At 61.7% G+C, this 17,837-nt stretch carries 16 protein-coding genes; 10 read left to right on the forward strand and 6 right to left on the reverse strand.

Annotation, left to right across the window (positions count from 1 at the left end; all coding sequences use genetic code 11):
• The first annotated feature begins 347 nt into the window (after window positions 1-347).
• The 3 genes from AC097W_RS06395 to htpG all read left to right on the forward strand — a co-directional run bounded on the left by AC097W_RS06395 (window position 348) and on the right by htpG (window position 4,691).
• Window positions 348-1,319, forward strand: coding sequence for a pseudouridine synthase (locus AC097W_RS06395; protein ID WP_479601656.1), 972 nt, complete (start codon window positions 348-350; stop codon window positions 1,317-1,319).
• A gap of 24 nt (window positions 1,320-1,343) precedes the next feature.
• Window positions 1,344-2,609 carry an alpha/beta fold hydrolase gene (locus AC097W_RS06400; RefSeq protein WP_479601657.1) on the forward strand — a complete coding sequence of 422 codons (1,266 nt, stop codon included), beginning with the start codon at window positions 1,344-1,346 and terminating at the stop codon, window positions 2,607-2,609.
• A 99-nt stretch (window positions 2,610-2,708) separates the two neighbouring features.
• The gene (htpG, locus tag AC097W_RS06405) at window positions 2,709-4,691 is read left to right on the forward strand and encodes a molecular chaperone HtpG (RefSeq protein ID WP_479601658.1); all 1,983 of its coding nucleotides are present in this window, start codon (window positions 2,709-2,711) and stop codon (window positions 4,689-4,691) included.
• Window positions 4,692-4,716: 25 nt separating this feature from the next.
• On the opposite strand, the gene AC097W_RS06410 is transcribed toward htpG, so the two are convergent.
• Window positions 4,717-5,217 carry a hypothetical protein gene (locus AC097W_RS06410; RefSeq protein WP_479601659.1) on the reverse strand — a complete coding sequence of 167 codons (501 nt, stop codon included), beginning with the start codon at window positions 5,215-5,217 and terminating at the stop codon, window positions 4,717-4,719.
• 202 nt (window positions 5,218-5,419) lie between these two features.
• Here AC097W_RS06410 and AC097W_RS06415 point away from each other — a divergent pair, with 202 nt between their 5' ends.
• Complete coding sequence (locus AC097W_RS06415; protein ID WP_479601660.1) at window positions 5,420-6,172, forward strand: MgtC/SapB family protein; 753 nt, start codon at window positions 5,420-5,422, stop codon at window positions 6,170-6,172.
• Here the strand turns inward: AC097W_RS06415 and AC097W_RS06420 are convergent.
• A complete protein-coding gene (locus AC097W_RS06420) occupies window positions 6,169-7,662 on the reverse strand; it encodes a M48 family metalloprotease (protein ID WP_479601661.1) in 1,494 nt (497 codons plus the stop codon). The two genes, AC097W_RS06415 and AC097W_RS06420, sit on opposite strands and share 4 nt — an antisense overlap.
• Before the next feature lie 119 nt (window positions 7,663-7,781).
• Between AC097W_RS06420 and speD the strand changes: the two genes are divergently transcribed.
• From speD to AC097W_RS06435, 3 genes are all read left to right on the forward strand, one after another.
• The gene (gene speD / locus AC097W_RS06425) at window positions 7,782-8,165 is read left to right on the forward strand and encodes an adenosylmethionine decarboxylase (RefSeq protein ID WP_479601662.1); all 384 of its coding nucleotides are present in this window, start codon (window positions 7,782-7,784) and stop codon (window positions 8,163-8,165) included.
• Between the two features lie 42 nt (window positions 8,166-8,207).
• The gene (gene dbpA, locus AC097W_RS06430; RefSeq protein ID WP_479601663.1) at window positions 8,208-9,656 is read left to right on the forward strand and encodes an ATP-dependent RNA helicase DbpA; all 1,449 of its coding nucleotides are present in this window, start codon (window positions 8,208-8,210) and stop codon (window positions 9,654-9,656) included.
• A 142-nt stretch (window positions 9,657-9,798) separates the two neighbouring features.
• A complete protein-coding gene (locus tag AC097W_RS06435) occupies window positions 9,799-10,035 on the forward strand; it encodes a hypothetical protein (RefSeq protein WP_479601664.1) in 237 nt (78 codons plus the stop codon).
• A gap of 3 nt (window positions 10,036-10,038) precedes the next feature.
• Here the strand turns inward: AC097W_RS06435 and AC097W_RS06440 are convergent, their stop codons facing one another.
• A complete protein-coding gene (locus tag AC097W_RS06440) occupies window positions 10,039-10,299 on the reverse strand; it encodes a rhodanese-like domain-containing protein (RefSeq protein ID WP_479601665.1) in 261 nt (86 codons plus the stop codon).
• Window positions 10,300-10,569: 270 nt separating this feature from the next.
• Here AC097W_RS06440 and AC097W_RS06445 point away from each other — a divergent pair, with 270 nt between their 5' ends.
• From AC097W_RS06445 to AC097W_RS06455, 3 genes are all read left to right on the forward strand, one after another.
• Window positions 10,570-11,445 carry an alpha/beta hydrolase gene (locus tag AC097W_RS06445; protein WP_479601666.1) on the forward strand — a complete coding sequence of 292 codons (876 nt, stop codon included), beginning with the start codon at window positions 10,570-10,572 and terminating at the stop codon, window positions 11,443-11,445.
• 107 nt (window positions 11,446-11,552) lie between these two features.
• Complete coding sequence (locus AC097W_RS06450; RefSeq protein ID WP_479601667.1) at window positions 11,553-12,728, forward strand: alkane 1-monooxygenase; 1,176 nt, start codon at window positions 11,553-11,555, stop codon at window positions 12,726-12,728.
• Window positions 12,729-12,753: 25 nt separating this feature from the next.
• Window positions 12,754-13,944: a DsbA family protein gene (locus AC097W_RS06455; protein ID WP_479601668.1), complete on the forward strand. Its 1,191-nt coding sequence runs from the start codon at window positions 12,754-12,756 to the stop codon at window positions 13,942-13,944.
• Between the two features lie 31 nt (window positions 13,945-13,975).
• On the opposite strand, the gene AC097W_RS06460 is transcribed toward AC097W_RS06455, so the two are convergent.
• The 3 genes from AC097W_RS06460 to AC097W_RS06470 all read right to left on the reverse strand — a co-directional run bounded on the left by AC097W_RS06460 (window position 13,976) and on the right by AC097W_RS06470 (window position 17,835).
• Window positions 13,976-15,568, reverse strand: coding sequence for a glycerol-3-phosphate dehydrogenase/oxidase (locus AC097W_RS06460; RefSeq protein ID WP_479601669.1), 1,593 nt, complete (start codon window positions 15,566-15,568; stop codon window positions 13,976-13,978).
• Between the two features lie 141 nt (window positions 15,569-15,709).
• Window positions 15,710-17,440 (reverse strand): ABC transporter substrate-binding protein, encoded by a 1,731-nt coding sequence (locus AC097W_RS06465; protein ID WP_479601670.1) that lies wholly within the window; start codon window positions 17,438-17,440, stop codon window positions 15,710-15,712.
• Between the two features lie 86 nt (window positions 17,441-17,526).
• Window positions 17,527-17,835 carry a DUF2160 domain-containing protein gene (locus tag AC097W_RS06470; RefSeq protein WP_479601671.1) on the reverse strand — a complete coding sequence of 103 codons (309 nt, stop codon included), beginning with the start codon at window positions 17,833-17,835 and terminating at the stop codon, window positions 17,527-17,529.
• Window positions 17,836-17,837: the final 2 nt, after the last annotated feature.

Here is a 17,837-nt window from a genome sequence, read left to right on the forward strand (position 1 = left end):
GGCGACGAGCCCCCGCAAAGGGCTCCACAGTTGCCAGTCCCAAGCCGAACGAACATCGATAGCACGGATTCAAACACACTCCTCCCGGCCCAACTCCCGTCCAGAAAGGTAGGCGGGGAGGTTTGCGGGCGCGGGCTCCATTCGCGGTTGCCACAGAGCATGCGCGCCAGCCACGGCGTTCACGCAAAACCATCCGCCCGGCAGTAACAGCCGCCCGCGCGGTGAGCCGGAGAACGCAAACCCCGCCGCCTGCCTTGTGCACAGGGCCACCCGCAGCGGGCTCTAGGTATCCAATCGGCACCCAGCCCCCGTAAAATATGCGCAAGCAGCTACAAAAGATATAGCAAATGACCACTCCTCCCGACCACAACAAACCGCCCTCCACTTTCCGCCGCGCGGCACCCCCGCCCGGACGCGCACCGACAAGCCGCGCCGCCATTCCCGCCGGGCAAGCCAACACGGCGGCCATCGGCCCCAATGGCACCATGCGCCTGAACAAACGCATGGCCGAGCTGGGCCTGGCCTCGCGCCGCGAGGCCGATGAATGGATTGGCAAGGGCTGGGTCAAGGTGAATGGCACAGTAGCTGAAATGGGCATGCAGGTGCGCCCGGACGCGCGCATTGAAGTGAACAAGCAGGCGCAGGGCCAGCAGGCCAACCAGGTCACCGTGCTGATCAACAAACCCCTGGGCCTGGTCAGCGGCCAGGCCGAAGACGGCCACGAGCCCGCCATCACCCTGGTGCAGCCGCAAAACCGCTGGAGTGAGGACAACGCACGCTTCTTCTTCCACCCCAGCCAGCTCAAAAGCCTGGTGCCCGCCGGGCGGCTGGACATTGACTCCACCGGCCTGCTGGTGCTGACGCAGGATGGCCGTGTGGCCCGCCAGCTGATTGGCGAAGACGCGGTGATGGAAAAAGAATACCTGGTACGCGTGGTCTACACCGGCACCGAAAATGCGGCGGCAGCCCTGTCGGCGGCGGCCACCTATGGCGGCAAGGTCACCCAACTCAGCCGCATTGACGATGACGACCCCATCAGCACCGATGTGCAGTCGGTTTTCCCGGCCGACAAATTGCGCCTGCTACGCCATGGCCTGAGCCTGGACAACCAGCCCCTCAAACCGGCCAAGGTGGAGTGGCAAAACCCCGAGCAGTTGCGCTTTGTGCTGACCGAAGGCAAAAAGCGCCAGATCCGCCGCATGTGCGAACTGGTGGGCCTCAAAGTGGTGGGCCTGAAACGCGTGCGCGTGGGCAATGTGATGCTGGGCAACCTGCCCGTGGGCCAGTGGCGCTACCTGGCACCGCACGAAAAGTTCTAGAACCATCCTGCAGCGAGGACGTCCATGCCAAAGAAGCCCATCAAGCCCCACAAGCACCTGCACCCGTCCGACGTGCGCGCGGTGGTCCAACTGGCCACGCAGGCGACCCAGGGCGTGGCTCGCATGGCCGAAGGGGTGCATCAGTCGATCTGGAGCACGCTGGGACTGCCCGGCGGCCCGGACCAGACGGCCCGTGGCCTCACCGGGCTGGTGTACCGCACCGTCAACGGGGTCACCCAACTGATTGGCAAGGGCGTGGAAGCAGCCCTGATCCGACTTGAACCCTTGCTGGGATCGGCGCTGGACACGCCCGCCGGAACGCCCCAGCGCGAAGCCTTTGTGGCTGCACTCAACGGCGTCATGGGCGACCACCTGGCCGAGACCCACAGTCCACTGGTCACCCGCATGACGCTGCGCTACCAGAACCAGGCACTCGACTGGCAGGCGCCGACGCCACTGCCCGCGGCTACCGGAAAAGTCCTGCTGCTGATCCACGGTCTGTGCATGAATGACCTGCAGTGGCACAACCCGCCCAGTGGCAACGACATCCCGGCGGTGGACCACGGCGCGACGCTGGCAGACAGTCTGGGCTACACGCCCATTTATGTGCGCTACAACACCGGCTTGCACACTTCGCAAAACGGCCATGAACTCAGCGCCCAACTGGAGCAACTCGTGGCCCACTGGCCCGTGCCGTTGACGGAGATCACCGTCGTCGGCCACAGCATGGGGGGCCTGGTTACGCGCAGCGCCTTCCACTATGCCAAGCAGGATGCGTTGCGCTGGCCGCAGTATGTGAAAAACATCGTGTTTCTTGGCACGCCCCACCATGGCGCGCCGCTGGAACGGGCGGGCAACTGGGTTGACGTGATTCTGGGCAGCACGCCCTACACCAAGCCACTGGCCAAGCTGGGCCAACTGCGCAGTGCGGGCATCACCGATTTGCGTTACGGCCACGTGCTGGACGTGGACTGGGAGGGCCATGACCGCTTTCACCGCAAGCCCGACAGCCGCCAGCCCCTGCCCCTGCCAGAAGGGGTGAATTGCTATTGCGTTGCGGCCACCACGGCCTCCCAACCCGGCACGCTGGCCGACCGGCTGATAGGCGACGGCCTTGTGCCACTGAAGAGCGCGCTGGGACAGCACGAAGACCCACGCCGCCAACTGGAGTTTGCCCCCGAATCGCAGTGGATCGCCTTCAGCACCAGCCACATGGCACTGCTCAGCAGCGCCGGGGTGACGCGGCAACTGGTGGCGTGGCTGACGCCTGCGGCTGCCGCTGCCTCTTGAAATAGCATCTCTTCGCCCATAATTGAAGGCTTCGCGCGTCGCCTGCTTGGCGCGCTGCATTTGTTTTTATTGAAGCTTTACCGAAAGACTCCATTTCCCATGACCAAGCAAACCCTTTCCTTTCAAGCCGAAGTCGCGCAGTTGCTGCACCTGGTGACGCATTCGCTGTACTCCAATAAAGAAATTTTCCTGCGCGAACTGATTTCCAACGCGTCAGACGCGTGCGACAAACTCCGCTTTGAGGCCATCAACGACAGCGGACTGTACGAGACCGACTCCGAACTGAAGGTCAAGGTCACGTTCGACAAGGACGCCAAAACACTGACCATCACCGACAACGGCATCGGCATGAGTGCACAGGAAGCTATTGACCACCTGGGCACCATCGCCAAGAGCGGCACCAAAGACTTTGTGAGCAAGCTCAGTGGTGACCAGAAGGCCGACTCGCAGCTGATTGGCCAGTTTGGCGTGGGCTTTTACTCCGGCTTTATCGTGGCCGACAAGATCACCGTCGAATCCCGCCGCGCTGGCATGCAAGAGACGGAAGGCGTGCGCTGGGTCAGCGGTGGCGCGGGCGACTTTGAGGTGGACACCATCACCCGAACCCAGCGCGGAACCAGCGTGACCCTGCACCTGCGCGAAGACGCCATGGACTATGCGTCGGCCTGGAAGGTCAAGGGGATTATCAACAAATACTCCGACCACATCAGCCTGCCCATCCTGATGGAAAAGGAAGAGTGGAAAGACGGCGAGCTGATCAACGCCAGCGACGAGCAAGGCGGCCGCCAGCCCGGTGGCATGGTCAAAACTGGCGAATGGGAAACCGTCAACAAGGCCAACGCCATCTGGGCGCGCGCCAAGAAGGACATCAGCCAGGAACAGTACGACGACTTCTACAAGCAGATCAGCCACGACTTTGAAGCGCCGCTGGCCCACACCCACAACCGCGTGGAAGGCAGCACCGAGTACACGCAGCTGCTGTACATCCCCGGCAAAGCGCCCATGGACCTGTACAACCGCGAAAAATCTGCGGGTGTGAAGCTGTACGTCAAACGCGTGTTCATCATGGACGACGCCGAGGCGCTGTTGCCCACCTACCTGCGCTTTGTCAAAGGCGTGGTGGACTCCGCTGACCTGCCACTGAACGTGAGCCGCGAGCTGCTGCAGGAGAGCCGCGATGTGAAAGCCATCCGCGAAGGTTGCACCAAGCGCGTGCTGGGCATGCTGGAAGACTTGGCCGCGCACGACAAGACACCGGAAGCGGCTGCAGACGGTGTTACCGATGTCGTCAGTGCGGAAGACAAAGCGGCAGCGGATGCAGCCATCGGCAAGTACTCACGGTTCTATTCCGAGTTTGGCGCTGTGCTCAAGGAAGGCCTGGGCGAAGACTTCGGCAACAAGGAGCGTCTGGCCAAGCTGTTGCGCTTTGCCAGCAGCACCACGGATTCCGTCAGCGTGAGTTTTGCCGACTACAAAGCCCGCATGAAAGAAGGCCAGGAAGCCATCTACTACATCACGGCCGACACGCTGGCGGCAGCCAAAAACAGCCCCCAGCTGGAAGTGTTCAAGAAAAAGGGCATTGAAGTGCTCTTGATGACGGACCGCGTGGACGAGTGGGCATTGAACTACCTGCAGGACTTTGACGGCACGGCGCTGCAGAGCGTGGCCAAGGGTGCGGTGGATCTGGGCTCATTGCAGGACGAAACCGAGAAAAAGGCCGCCGAAGAAGCCGCAGAGACCTTCAAGCCCCTGCTGGCCAAGCTGAAGGAAGCACTGAAAGACAAGGCCGAAGATGTGCGCGTGACCACCCGCCTGGTCGATAGCCCTGCCTGCCTGGTAGTGCAAGACCACGGCATGAGCACCCAGCTGGCCCGCATGCTCAAGCAGGCCGGCCAAGTTGCACCCGAAGTGAAACCTGTGCTGGAGGTGAACGCCGAGCACCCGCTGGTCAAGAAGCTGGACGGGTCGGTGCACTTCAACGACCTGGCGCACATCCTGTTTGACCAGGCTTTGCTGGCCGAGGGCGGCATGCCCGCGGACCCGGCGGCGTATGTGAAGCGGGTGAATGCCTTGCTGGTTTAGTTGTAGCTATTGAAACAGGTGCGCTCTAGTCGGTGTTGACATCGCTGGAGCGCCGTTTGCTTGCACGCTGCAATAACAGGGTGACCAGCACGGTTGCCGCCGCAGAGCTTGTCAATGTGGGCGAGGCCGTCAACAGGTGGGCCAGCCCATTGATCGCGTCGCCGCTCACTTGCAAGACATAGTCCACCAGCGTCACCACGTCACCCGACTGGATGTTTTGCACCTCATCGAGGGGAACGCTCTTGTCAAGCCAGTTCCCCCTGGACAGGACCTTTGCAAAGGCCCCATTCGCCACTGCGGCGATGGACAACAGTCCGAGGGGTCTGAGCAAATGCTCCAGCAGTTTTCGTCGGGTCGCGGGCGGGGCTGACTCATAGACTCTGCCGACCAACCGGGACAGGATACGGCTGCGCACACTGACGTGCGCCGTCGCATAGACCTCCAGAATCAATTGCTCGACGGGAACCAGCGGTTTACTGTGTGTAGTCTGACCGGATGGGTCGCTGCCTGTATCGGATTGATGCATGGGGGTTCTCCTTCTTGCCGGGGAAAGCCACAGTGTGTGCCAGGACATGTAAACGAATTGTGTACTTCGTGTTAGCAGACGTAATCCAGCGCTCAAAATTTGCTGGGTTTTGTGCGCCACGGCGTCAAAAGCGCTCTACTATTGATAGCTGCCCGCGCAGTCCCCACGGGGGCAGCGGGCATTTAATTGTTGCGAGGCACCGATGAACTCCTTTACAGCGTCCTACCTGTCCACTTTCTGGTCCCTCCCCGTGATGGAGGTGAATTTGCTGGTGTTCCTGAACCTGGCGGGCGCCCTGCTTTTGGGGCTGCTGGTAGGGTACGAACGGTCCTACCACGGGCGGGCTGCCGGCATGCGCACCTACGGCATTGTCTGCATGGCCTCTGCCGCATTGACCGTGCTGGCTGGTTACCCCGGCTTCTGGTGGGGCGGCGCGGCGCACGGCATGGCGCCGGTGGACCCCACGCGGGTCATCCAGGGCATCGTGACGGGCGTGGGTTTTCTGGGCGCGGGCGTCATCATGCGGGAAGGGCTGAACATCAATGGTCTGACGACCGCCGCGTCCATCTGGGCCTCGTCAGCGATCGGCGTGATGGTGGGAATCGGCTTTTTTGGGGCCGCCATTTTGCTGTCGCTGCTGTCGGCCTCGTTGATGATGTGGGGCCCCAAGCTCGAAGCCCGGCTGCCCTCACGCCGCGCCATGGGCGTGATGCTGAATTTCAAGGCGGACTTTGAGCCCAGCGAAGTGGTGCTCAAGAAGACGCTGCGCCACTGGGGCTACGTGGTGGCCGAAGGCGCACTCAACATCACCAATAACAACAACACCGTGAGCTGGCATTTCGTGATGGTGGCGCGCACAAGCCGCCCATTGATCAACTCGCTGTTTGAACTGTCTCGCCAACTGCGGATGGTCGATGGTGTTGCCAACCTGCAGATCAGCCACGCGCGCAATTAGTTCTGCTCCACCACCTTGACCAGTTGCCCGGCGTTGGGCTCGCCGCCGCTGTAGTAGCCATTGATCAGGCGCAGCTGTTTTTCGGGGTTTTCAATGGGCGAGGTTCTCGCCAGTTCGGCAAAGCCGCCCCGAGGGTAAGGCACCGTCCTGAGCACCCAGGGGCGAGCCGCGTTGCGGTCTTGTGCCGTCATGGCGCGAAAGCTGCCTTCCGCCTCCCGCAGCGCGGCGCGTGCACGTTGCAGCGCCTGCGCATCTTTGGCACCCCACTGCAACAGGTATGAGTTGGTGCCTGGCCCGGTAACCACAGTCGCCTCCACGGACTGCGCCTGCCCCTGTGCGTTCTGGCGGGTGCCCGCAAAACGCGTAGCCTGAAGGCCATTGATCACCGCGGACTCGGTACGCCCATCCGTAGGCTTCAGCAAGGTGCGGATGATGGCCGCAGGGTCGCGCCCCGCCTGGGCTGGCACCACACGCACCACCAGCATCGCGTCCCCGGCGGCATTGACCACGCCTAGCTTGTCGGCGTCATTCTGGATCTTCCAGCCCGGAGGTGCCGTCAGTGCAAATCCCATTGGCCCATGAAAAAAGTTGCGCCCCCGGGTCAATCCCTGCCCCGCACTTTCACCAAACGCAATGCCTTGAATCGCCTTCTGGTAGCGGACCCGGCCCTCGTCACTGTAGTTGCCTTTGTTGTACTGGCTGGCCAGCTGCGTAATGGTGCTCAGCCGCTGGTCATTGGACGGATGGGAAGCCAGCCAGCCACCCTGCGCAGGTGCGGGTCGGCCTTCGGCCTGGGCCAGATCGGCTGCAAAGCGCTCCTGGTCTTTGAGCACCTTGATTACATCAATCATGTTGCGCGGGTCAAAGTTGATGCGGGAGAGGTATTCCGCGCCCAGGGTGTCCGCCTGAAGTTCCTGGTCGCGTCCATACGAGGCGATATACCCGGCTGCCACGGATTGCGACACCTGCCCGGCCAGTTGGCCCGCACCACTCAGGCCCTGGCTCTCCAGTACGGCACCGAGCACGCTGGCGGCAAAGACGCCCAGCCCCGCATTCTGTTCACTGGTGGCGCGCTGGGCACCGTGCCGCGCGGTGACATGGCCAATCTCGTGGCCCACAACGCCCGCCAGGTCCGCCTCGCTATCCATATAAGCCATGATGCCGCGCGTCACGTACACGTAGCCACCCGGCAGCGCGAAGGCGTTGATTTCCGGGCTGTCGAGGACCGTGAAATGCCACTGCAACTGTTTGCGGTGCGAGAAAGACGCCAGGCGTTGCCCCACACTGTTCACATAGGCCTGAACGGTGGGATTGTTGTAGGCGCCGTATTCCTGCAGCACTTGTTCATGCTGCCTTTTCCCCTCGGCGATCTCGGCGCCTTCGTCCATCACCGTCCGCTCGGCCTGCCCCGTGACCGGGTTGACCACCGTGGTGCCGCAGCCCGACAGCAACGCGGCTGCCAGCATGGAAGTAGCAAGAAGGGTACGCATACGAACTCCTGGAAGAAACCATGAAAAGTGGCCCGATTCTAGGGCCGCACCGCAGGTGGTATGGGCACTATGATTGCGCTATTTTTAACGGCAACTCCGAGTTTCAGCAAGGCCCTGCATTGGACGCAAGCAAAGACTATTTCAGTGAACGCGACACCATGCGGTACGCCGGCTTGCATCTGCTGGTGGACCTGTGGGGTGCCGTACGGCTGAATGACTGCGCCTGGATTGAGGCGGCACTGCGCGAAGCGGCAACGGCCGCCGGTGCGACGGTGCTACACGGTCACTTTCATGTTTTTTCGCCGCATGGGGGCGTGACCGGTGTGTTGCTGCTGGCGGAGTCGCACATCTCGATCCACACTTGGCCCGAACGTCAGTTTGCAGCCATTGATCTCTTCATGTGCGCACAGTGCGATCCCCGGGATGGGCTACCCGCGATTCAGCGCCTGTTTCAGCCCGAGAGACTGTCAGTCCAGGAAGTGCGCCGTGGCCTCCTGCCCTGACCCCAAAACCGCGTAAAAAGGGGTCGGCCCGATAATCGGAAGATGACTACCTCGACACCTACGCCTTCCGCTGCAGAAGCGCCCACCAAAAACAGCTTTGCCACACTGGCTCTCAACCCGGCCGCCCTGGCCAATTTGCAGCAACTGGGCTACCTGGAAATGACGCCCATTCAGGCCGCCAGCCTGCCCATTGCCCTGGCCGGCAAGGACCTGATTGCGCAGGCCCAAACCGGCAGCGGCAAAACCGCCGCGTTCGCGCTGGCGCTCCTGGCCAAGCTCAACCCCCGCTGGTTCGCCGTGCAATCGCTGGTGCTGTGCCCCACCCGCGAGCTGGCGGACCAGGTCACAGTAGAAATTCGCCGTCTGGCGCGTGCCGAAGAAAACATCAAGGTGGTGACGCTTTGCGGTGGTGTGGCCCTGCGTGGCCAGCGCGCCTCGCTGGAGCACGGTGCGCACGTGGTGGTGGGAACGCCAGGGCGCGTGATGGACCACCTGGAGCGTGGCTACCTGACGCTCGAAGGACTCAACACCCTGGTGCTGGATGAAGCGGACCGCATGCTCGACATGGGCTTTTTCGACGACATCGTCAAGGTCGCCAAACAGTGCCCTGCAGAGCGCCAAACCCTGCTGTTTTCGGCGACCTACCCCGAGGGTATCGAGAAGCTGGCCAACCAGTTCATGCGCGACCCCCAGCGTGTGGAAGTGGCACCGCCCAAGACCGAGGCGCTGATTGAGCAACGCTTTTATGAGGTGACCCGCCCCAACCGTCTGCATACCGTGGGCCAGCTGTTGCGCCACTTTCGCCCGGTGAGCACCCTGGCGTTTTGCAACACCAAGCAGCAGTGCAAAGACCTGGTGACCCTGCTGCAAGAGGAAGGCTTTTATGCGCTGGCGCTGTACGGCGAGTTGGAGCAGCGCGAGCGCGACCAGGTGTTGGCGCAGTTTGCCAACCGCAGTTGCTCGGTGCTGGTGGCCACCGACGTCGCATCCCGCGGGCTGGACATTGCGCAACTGGAGGCGGTGATCAACGTGGACATCACCCCCGACCCCGAGGTGCACGTGCACCGAATCGGCCGCACCGGACGGGCCGGGGCCACGGGCCTGGCGCTCAGCCTGGCCATCCTCAATGACATGGGCCGGGTGGGCAAGATAGAACAGTACCAAAACCAGCCCTCAACCTGGTACCCGCTGGACACGCTCACCGAGACCAGCACCGAACCCTTGCTACCCCCCATGGTGACGCTGCAGATTCTGGGCGGACGCAAAGAGAAGATTCGCCCCGGCGATGTGCTGGGCGCGCTGACCAGCGAAGAAGGCGGTCCGGCCTACACGCGCGAGCAAATCGGCAAGATTCAGGTGACCGAGTTCTGTACCTTTGTGGCCGTGGCGCGCGAAGTGGCCAAAGCCGCCTGCGCCAAACTCAATGCCGGAAAAATCAAAGGCAAGAGCGTACGTGTGCGGCTGATGACCGTGGCTGATAACGCCGGATAACGCATGCCACTGGCAGGCGTGTAAGGCAAACACCTACGCGCTTTCCATCCTTTTGCTGACTCCAGTTTCTGAGGTTCATGGCTACAGTTGATTCAAGCGCCAAAGCATTCTTGCAAGGCACCGATTCCACTGGAGAAGCACCATGAACACAATCGCACTGTCCCTCAATCCCTTCAGCCTGATGATGGAGCCCGAGCTGGTATTGCAAACCATGGAGCGCTCGCAGCAACTGCGCGGCCTGCGCCGCCACAAGCTGCGCCCGCTGGACAAACCCCTGATCCCCTACACCAAGGAAGCGCTGGCCAGCCGTGCCGCCTTTGACGCAGCCATTGATGCGGATGATCTGGAAGACCTCGCGGATGCGCATTTGCTGAACTGACGCTTAGGGCAGCAACTTGCCCCAAGTTCCGACGTTGTAGACGTTCGGGTAGCCGTTCTTCTTGAGCATCATTTTTGCCATGCCACTTCGCGTTCCGCTGGCACAGCAGAGAACCACGGGCGAGGACTTGGGTATCTCACCCAGTCTGCTCCCCAGTTCCTGCAGGGGAATGTTGATGGTTCCCGGAGCATTGCCGCTGGCAAACTCCCCCGCGGACCTGACGTCCACAAAGATTGCGCCATTCTTCTTGAGTTCGGGCAGCATGGCGACGACTCTTTTTGAATTCCACCACTTGTACGCAAACCATAGACCCAAGGCCATGAATGGCCAATAGTTTTCAAAAAATCCCGGTAAATTCATAGAACTCCTTGTCAGACTGAACCGCTGAAGCAGCGGTGAATGGGTGAAGCCACACCCGCACCAATATACCCCATAGAGTATATTTTAGCTTTTCGCGACACCTCGGCCTCCGCTGCGCTGCATATCCAGGTCAATCCCCGGATAATTCCCCCTTCAGCGAAGGAACCCTCTGCTATGCGCCCCCTGTACCGCGACTTTGAAACCCAGGCGCAAATCGACGCGCAATACAACCCTTCGCTGGCGCTGCCCGACCCCACCGCCCCGGGTCGCCATTTCGCAGCCCAGGCCCAGCGCGCCCGGGAACAATTGCGCTGTGTGCTGGACGTGCCTTTCGGCCCCACGCGCGAAGAAACGCTGGACATCTTTCCCGCCGATGTACCCAACGCACCGGTTTTTGTATTCATTCATGGCGGCTACTGGCGCGCGCTTTCCAGCAAGGAGTTCAGTGGCGTGGCACTGGGCCTGCAGCCCCTGGGCATCACCACCGTGGTCATCAACTACGCCCTGTGCCCAAGCGTCAGCATTGACGAAATCACCCGCCAGGCACGTGCGGCCACCGCCTGGGTGCTTCGCAACATTGCCCAGTACGGCGGCGACCCGGCCCGGGTTGCCATCGGCGGACATTCGGCGGGCGGACATTTGACCGCCATGTGTTTGCAAACCGAGTGGGAACGCGACTATGGCCTGCCGCAAGACCCACTGGCCGGCGCCATTCTGGTGAGCGGTCTGTATGACCTGGCGCCCCTGCGTTACAGCTACCTGCAACCCATGATCCAGCTGGATGACGGCATCATTCGCCGCAACTCGCCCGCTTTTCAGGTGCGCCCGTGTGCCACGCCGGTGTGGATCACGTGGGGTGGTGCAGAAAGCACGGAGTTTGAGCGCCAGGCGCAGACGCACTATGCGGCCTGGAAGGCTGCGGGCAACCACGCCCAGCTACTGGACCAGCCGGACGCCAACCACTTCACCGTGATTCATGGATTCGAGCACTCCAGCAGTGCGCTATGCCAATGGCTGGCCCGAACGCTGCAGGCCAAAACACCGGATTGATCGGGTCTGGCCGCTACGGTATGGCGGAAACTACCGATTGGGTTCATCGGTGATTTGCCGCACAATGTCCCCGCCCCGCGCACACGCAGGCAGAAAAGGGACACCCCATGCATACCACGACATCGACTTCTCCAGCTGAACCGTACCGGGACCGCAAGCGTTACGCGTGGCTGCTTTCCATACTGGTCCCGTGCACGGTGGGTTTTGGCCCCTTGCTAATGCTGGCCACCGGCGACCCGCGGGCCTTGTGGATTCCGGTGGCTTTTTTCTACGTGGTCGCCCCCATGCTGGACTGGCTGATGGGCGAGGATCGCAGCAACCCGCCCGAAAGCGCCGTTCCCGCACTGGACGCCGACGTGTATTACCGTCGCGTCACCTACCTGCTGGTACCGGTGCTGTGGGCGGCGTTCATCTTCAGCGCCTGGTTTGTCGTGCACTTCAACCTGCCATGGTTCGGCGTACTGGCCATGATAATGATCACCGGTTCGGTGGGTGGCTTCTGCATCAACCTCGGACATGAGTTGGGGCACAAAAATACCCCGCTGGAGCGCTGGCTGGCCAAGATCGTCCTGGCTCCCACGGCGTATGGACACTTCTTCATCGAACACAACCGCGGCCACCATCGCGACGTCGCCACACCCGCAGACCCCGCGTCGTCCCGCATGGGGGAATCAATTTATCGCTTTGTTCTGCGCGAGATGCCGGGCGCCTTCAAGCGGGCGTGGAAGCTGGAGTCGGATCGCCTGCGTGCCGCTGGGCAACCGGTGTGGTCGTTGCAGAACGAAATTCTGCAACCGGCCCTGATTACGCTGACATTGTGGACGGCGCTGACCCTGTGGTTGGGCGTGCAAATTCTGCCGTTCCTGGTCGTGGCGTCGTTCTGGGCCAATTTCCAGCTGACCTCGGCGAACTACATTGAGCACTATGGCCTGCTGCGCCAGGAGCGTTCGCCCGGCAAATACGAGGTGTGCCAGCCCTACCATTCCTGGAACAGCAACCATATCTTCTCCAACTGGGCGCTGTTCCATTTGCAGCGCCATTCCGACCACCATGCCCACCCGCTGCGCCGCTACCAGTCATTGCGGCACTTCGACAATCTGCCCACATTGCCAAGCGGCTATTTCGGCATGTTCACCATTGCGTACTTTCCGCCGCTATGGCGCTACGTCATGGATGAGCGCCTGCTGGGGGTGGTGGGGCGCGACGCGTCGCGCATCAATCTGGATCCGCGCCAACGCAGCGCGTTGATTCAGCGCTACCATTTGCGAGACAACGCCGCTTGACCGCCTCCCGATCGCCCCTGAACGCATGTCAATCAAAACAAGTCTGATGCCCCCGGTGATGGAGTTCCTGCTCTCGCCAGGGCGTTTGCAGCGCCAGCGTGACACGTTCGAAAAGCGGCGCGCTGCACGGTATGAAGCCCCGATCGTTCACTACTTCCATCAGCCTGGCGACCCCTACAGCGCGTTGCTGGCGTCAGTATTGCCACAGTTTCAGTCACGCTACCGGGTCACAGTGCAAACACACATCGTCAGCCCGCCCGGCGATGCGGCGGCTCCCGAGCGCGCCAAGCTGGAGGCCTACAGCCATCTGGACGCCGCCCGGTTGGCTGCGCACTACGGTTTGCAACCCAGCCCCCATGCGCCTATGCCATCACGCGCCAGCGAGGCGCGCGAGGACGCCGACCGCTTGCGCCAGAAACTGGGCCACTACCTGGGTGCGATGCTGTACTACGGTGGCGAATGGTACTGGGGCGTAGACCGGCTGCATTACCTCGAATCGCGTCTCCAATCATTGGGCCTGCAGACGCAAGGCGTGAGTGGCTGTCTGCTCCCGCCCGGCGCGGACCTGGGTCAACCGGTGGCGTTGAGCAACCCGCCACCCATTGATTTTTTCTTCTCATTTCGCAGCCCCTACTCAGCCATCGTTGCACCGCGCGTATTTGAGCTGGGGCGTCTTACCGGAGCCGAAGTTCGCTTGCGCTATGTGCTGCCCATGGCGATGCGAGGGCTGCCGGTGCCGCGTGAAAAGCGCTTGTACATCGTGCACGACACTGCGCGCGAGGCGCGCCTTCGCGGCATCCCGTTTGGCCGCATGAACGACCCCATCGGCAAGCCTACCGAGCGGGGTCTGTCGCTCATGCCACTGGCAATCGCCAACGGCAAAGGCACGGCTTATGTGCTGTCGTTCATGCGTGGCGTGTGGGCACAGGGACTGAACGCCGGCAGCGATCGGGACCTGAAAAGCATGGTGGAACGCGCTGGCCTCAGCTGGACGCAAGCCCAGGAAGCCCTGCGTGACCCAGCATGGCGGGTGACCGCTGAGAACAACCGTGAAGAATTGTTTGCGCTGGGATTGTGGGGAGTCCCCTCGTTCAAGGTGGACGACACCGCCGTGTGGGGCCAGGACCGCCTCTGGGCGGTGCAAGAGGCTTTGCTACGATCATTGGATAAGAATTGCGCCTCCAGCCCGCGTCCAATATGCGCCGGCAGCTATTAATAACGTAGCAAATAGAGTCTGGCGCAAGGCCTCAGGGCAAAGTCCAATAGCGCTCAGCCAGCGCCAGGAAGCCCTCTACCGGCACCGGGGCTCCCAACTCGTCACTTAACACGGCAGCCACCGCCGGAGCCGCGGCTGCAGCGGCACGGGCGTCCAGAAACAACAGCCGGTTACGGCGGGCCAGCACATCTTCCAACGTGCGGGCGTACTCAAAGCGTGCGGCAAAGCGCACCATGGCTTCCGTCAGGTGGGGCGCCAGCAGGGTGGTGACGCCGGGTAGCTGGCTCAGCAGTGGCTGCTCTTGGCCATACAAATGCGCACCCGGTGGCTCGCTGATGGGGGTAGTGGGCGCACCGGCCATGGGTGCGCCCACCAGGCGGTGGTGCGCCGTACTGGAGGCGGGCAAGCCCGTCAGCAAACCGGATTCCTGGCATTTGTCCAGAACGTCCTCGGCCATGGCGCGGTAGGTGGTCCATTTGCCTCCAGTCACGGTCACGAGGCCGGACTTGCTGACCGCCACCGTGTGTTCACGGCTGATGCCCTTGGTGCTGGAGCCGTCATCCTCGGCGGGCTTGACCAGCGGACGCAAGCCCACCCAGACACTGCGCACATCTTGGCGCTGCGGCGCACGGCGCAAATACCGGGCTGATTCGTCCAGGATGAAAGCTACCTCTTCGGCAAAGGGCTCGGGTTCAAAAGCGAGGTCTTTGCGCGGGGTATCGGTGGTGCCCAGGATGACTTTACCCAGCCACGGAACGGCAAACAGCACCCGGCCATCCGCGGTTTTGGGAACCATCAACGCGTGGTCTCCAGGGAGAAATGCGCGGTCCACCACCAGATGCACACCCTGACTGGGCGCGACGATGGGCGTGCTGACCCGCCCGCAGGCCTGCCCATCGAGCTTGCGCAGGGCATCCACCCACACACCGGTAGCATTGACCACACACGATGCGCGAACCTCAAGCGCTTGACCGGACTCGGTGTCGCGGCAGTGCACCCCGGCCACACGACCCGATTCGTGGATCAGGCCGACCGCCTCGCAATAGTTGACCAGCAATGCACCGTTGGCAGCCGCTGTGCGGGCCAGCGTGAGCGCCAGTCGGGCGTCATCGAACTGCCCATCCCAGTATTTCACCCCTCCCCACAAGTTGTGCTCGTTGACCGCGGGCAGGCAGGCGCGTGTGCGCTCGCGGCCCATGAACTCGGTTGGGCCCAGCCCGGCCTTGCCCGCCAGAACGTCATAGGCTTTGAGGCCTACGCCATAGAACGGGGTCTCCCACCAGTGGTAGGACGGCATGACGAACGGCAGGCGTTGCGCCAGATGCGGCGCATTGTTCAGCAGATTGGTGCGCTCGTGCAGCGCCTCGCGCACCAGCGAAATATTGCCCTGTGCCAGGTAGCGAACGCCACCGTGCACCAGCTTGGTAGCACGGGAGGACGTGCCCTTGGCGAAATCATGGGACTCCAGCAGCACGACGCTCAAACCCCGCAACGCGGCGTCCAGCGCCACCCCCAGACCGGTGGCCCCACCCCCAATAATGGCGAGGTCATATTGACGCGGCTGCGCCAACTGCGCCATCAAAGCCACGCGGTCGGTTCGTAATGGTTGGGAAATATCACGCATATCTTCAGGTGGACGGTCCAGAGCCCTGCTCTGGAAGATCCTGCACAGTTAGTGGATACGCCAGCGCACGCCAACGTACCGCATTGGTTGAATCCGGCCGCCCCATGTGCGGCAGCCGGAGCCTCTCACCCAACCCGAAGGTCAGCGAACTTTGCCATCCTTCCAGGCTTGCAGCAGTTTGTCGTAGGCCACGGTTTCGCCCTTGGGCTTCTCGTTCGCCAGCTTCTTCCACGGTGCGTGTGAATCGCTCAGCATCTTGGCAGGATCTTGCTTGGGCGCGAGCTTGGGTGCGCAATGCGTCATGCCCGCGCGTTCCAGCCGCGCCATGACCTGATCCATTTCCTCGGCCAGGTTGTCCATGGCAGCCTGCGGAGTCTTCTCGCCCGTCACGGCTACTGCCACGTTCTTCCACCACAGCTGGGCCAGCTTGGGATAGTCAGGAACGTTGGTTCCAGTCGGCGTCCAGGCCACGCGGGCCGGACTGCGGTAGAACTCGATCAGGCCACCGTATTTGTTGGCATTTTGCGTGAAGTAGTCGGCGCGGATGTCACTGTCACGAATGAAGGTCAGACCCACAATGGATTTCTTGAGTGACACCGACTTGCTGGTGACAAACTGGGCATACAGCCAGGCTGCAGCGGTCTTGTCTGCATCATGGCCCTTGAAGAAGGTCCACGAACCCACGTCCTGGTAGCCGTTTTGCATACCCTGTTTCCAGTACGGTCCGTTGGGGCCTGGGGCCATGCGCCACTTGGGTGTGCCATCGTCGTTCACCACAGGCAAGCCCTTCTTGACCATGTCGGCCGTGAAGGCGGTGTACCAGAAGATTTGTTGTGCGATCTGGCCTTGGGCGGGCACAGGGCCGGACTCGCCGAAGGTCATACCCATGGCTTCTTTGGGTGCGTACTTCTTCATCCAGTCGATGTACTTGGTCAGCGCGTAGACGGCGGCTGGCGAATTGGTGGCGCCACCGCGCGAAACGGATGCACCCACGGGAGTGCACTTGTCGGCGCCCACCTTGATGCCCCATTCATCCACGGGCATGCCATTGGGAATACCAATATCCGCGGTACCTGCCATCGACAGCCAGGCATCGGTGAAACGCCATCCCAGCGAGGGGTCTTTTTTGCCGTAGTCCATGTGGCCATAAATGGGCTTGCCGTCGATGGTTTTCACATCCTCGCTGAAGAAAGCGGCGATGTCTTCATAGGCAGACCAGTTTTGCGGAACGCCCAACTCGTAACCATACTTGGCCTTGAACTTGTCCTGCAAGTCCTTGCGCGCGAACAGGTCGGCACGGAACCAGTACAGGTTGGCAAACTGCTGGGTGGGCAACTGGTAGAGCTGGCCATCGGGTGCCGTGGTGAAGCTGGTGCCGATGAAGTCTTTCAAGTCAAGAGTAGGGCTGGTGTATTCCTTGCCCGTGCCCTTCATGTACTCGGTCAGCGACATGATCTTGCCGTAGCGGTAGTGCGTGCCGATCAAATCGGAGTCAGAGATCCAGCCGTCATAGATGCTTTTGCCGGACTGCATCGAGGTTTGCAGTTTTTCAACCACATCGCCTTCCTGAATGATGTCGTGCTTGACCTTGATACCGGTGATCTCTTCAAACGCCTTGGCCAGCGTTTTGGATTCGTACTCGTGGGTCGTCAGGGTCTCGGATACGACCGAGATCTCTTTCACGCCCTTCGCTTGTAGCTTCTTGGCAGCGTCCATGAACCACTTCATTTCGGCCAGCTGCTTGTCCTTGCTTAGCGTGGAGGGCTGAAATTCGCTGTCGACCCATTTCTTGGCCTCCGCTTCACCCGCATGAGCGAACTGACCGGCAGCCAGAGCCGCCGCCAGCGCAATCGCTGTGTAACGCATCTTCATAACATGTCTCCTCAAGTGCACATCCCCGGTTTTAGTAAAAGGTGTCCGGCTCCGGGGAATGGTCGAGCCGAATTCCTGCATGCGTGTCAGCCCTTGCTCATGATCAGGGCCAGTAGTCCCATGGAGAGCACAAAACTGATCCATACAGAGGGCTCTGCCTCCAGTTGCAGCAGCTCTGCCAGTCGGGCGCTGATTCCCACAAAAATCAGGTTCAGGTAGGCGGCTGCCAGCAAACCCACAAACAGTCGGTCGCCACGGGTTGTCTTCATGGGAAGAAAGCCACGCCGCTCCACCGTAGGCGAACGAATCTCCCACACCGTCATGCCGACCAGCATCAGCACAATGGAGATAAAGAACACGGCAACGGGCAAAGTCCAGGCCATCCATTCCAGCATGT

Source organism: Rhodoferax sp. GT1R46 (assembly GCF_056521285.1).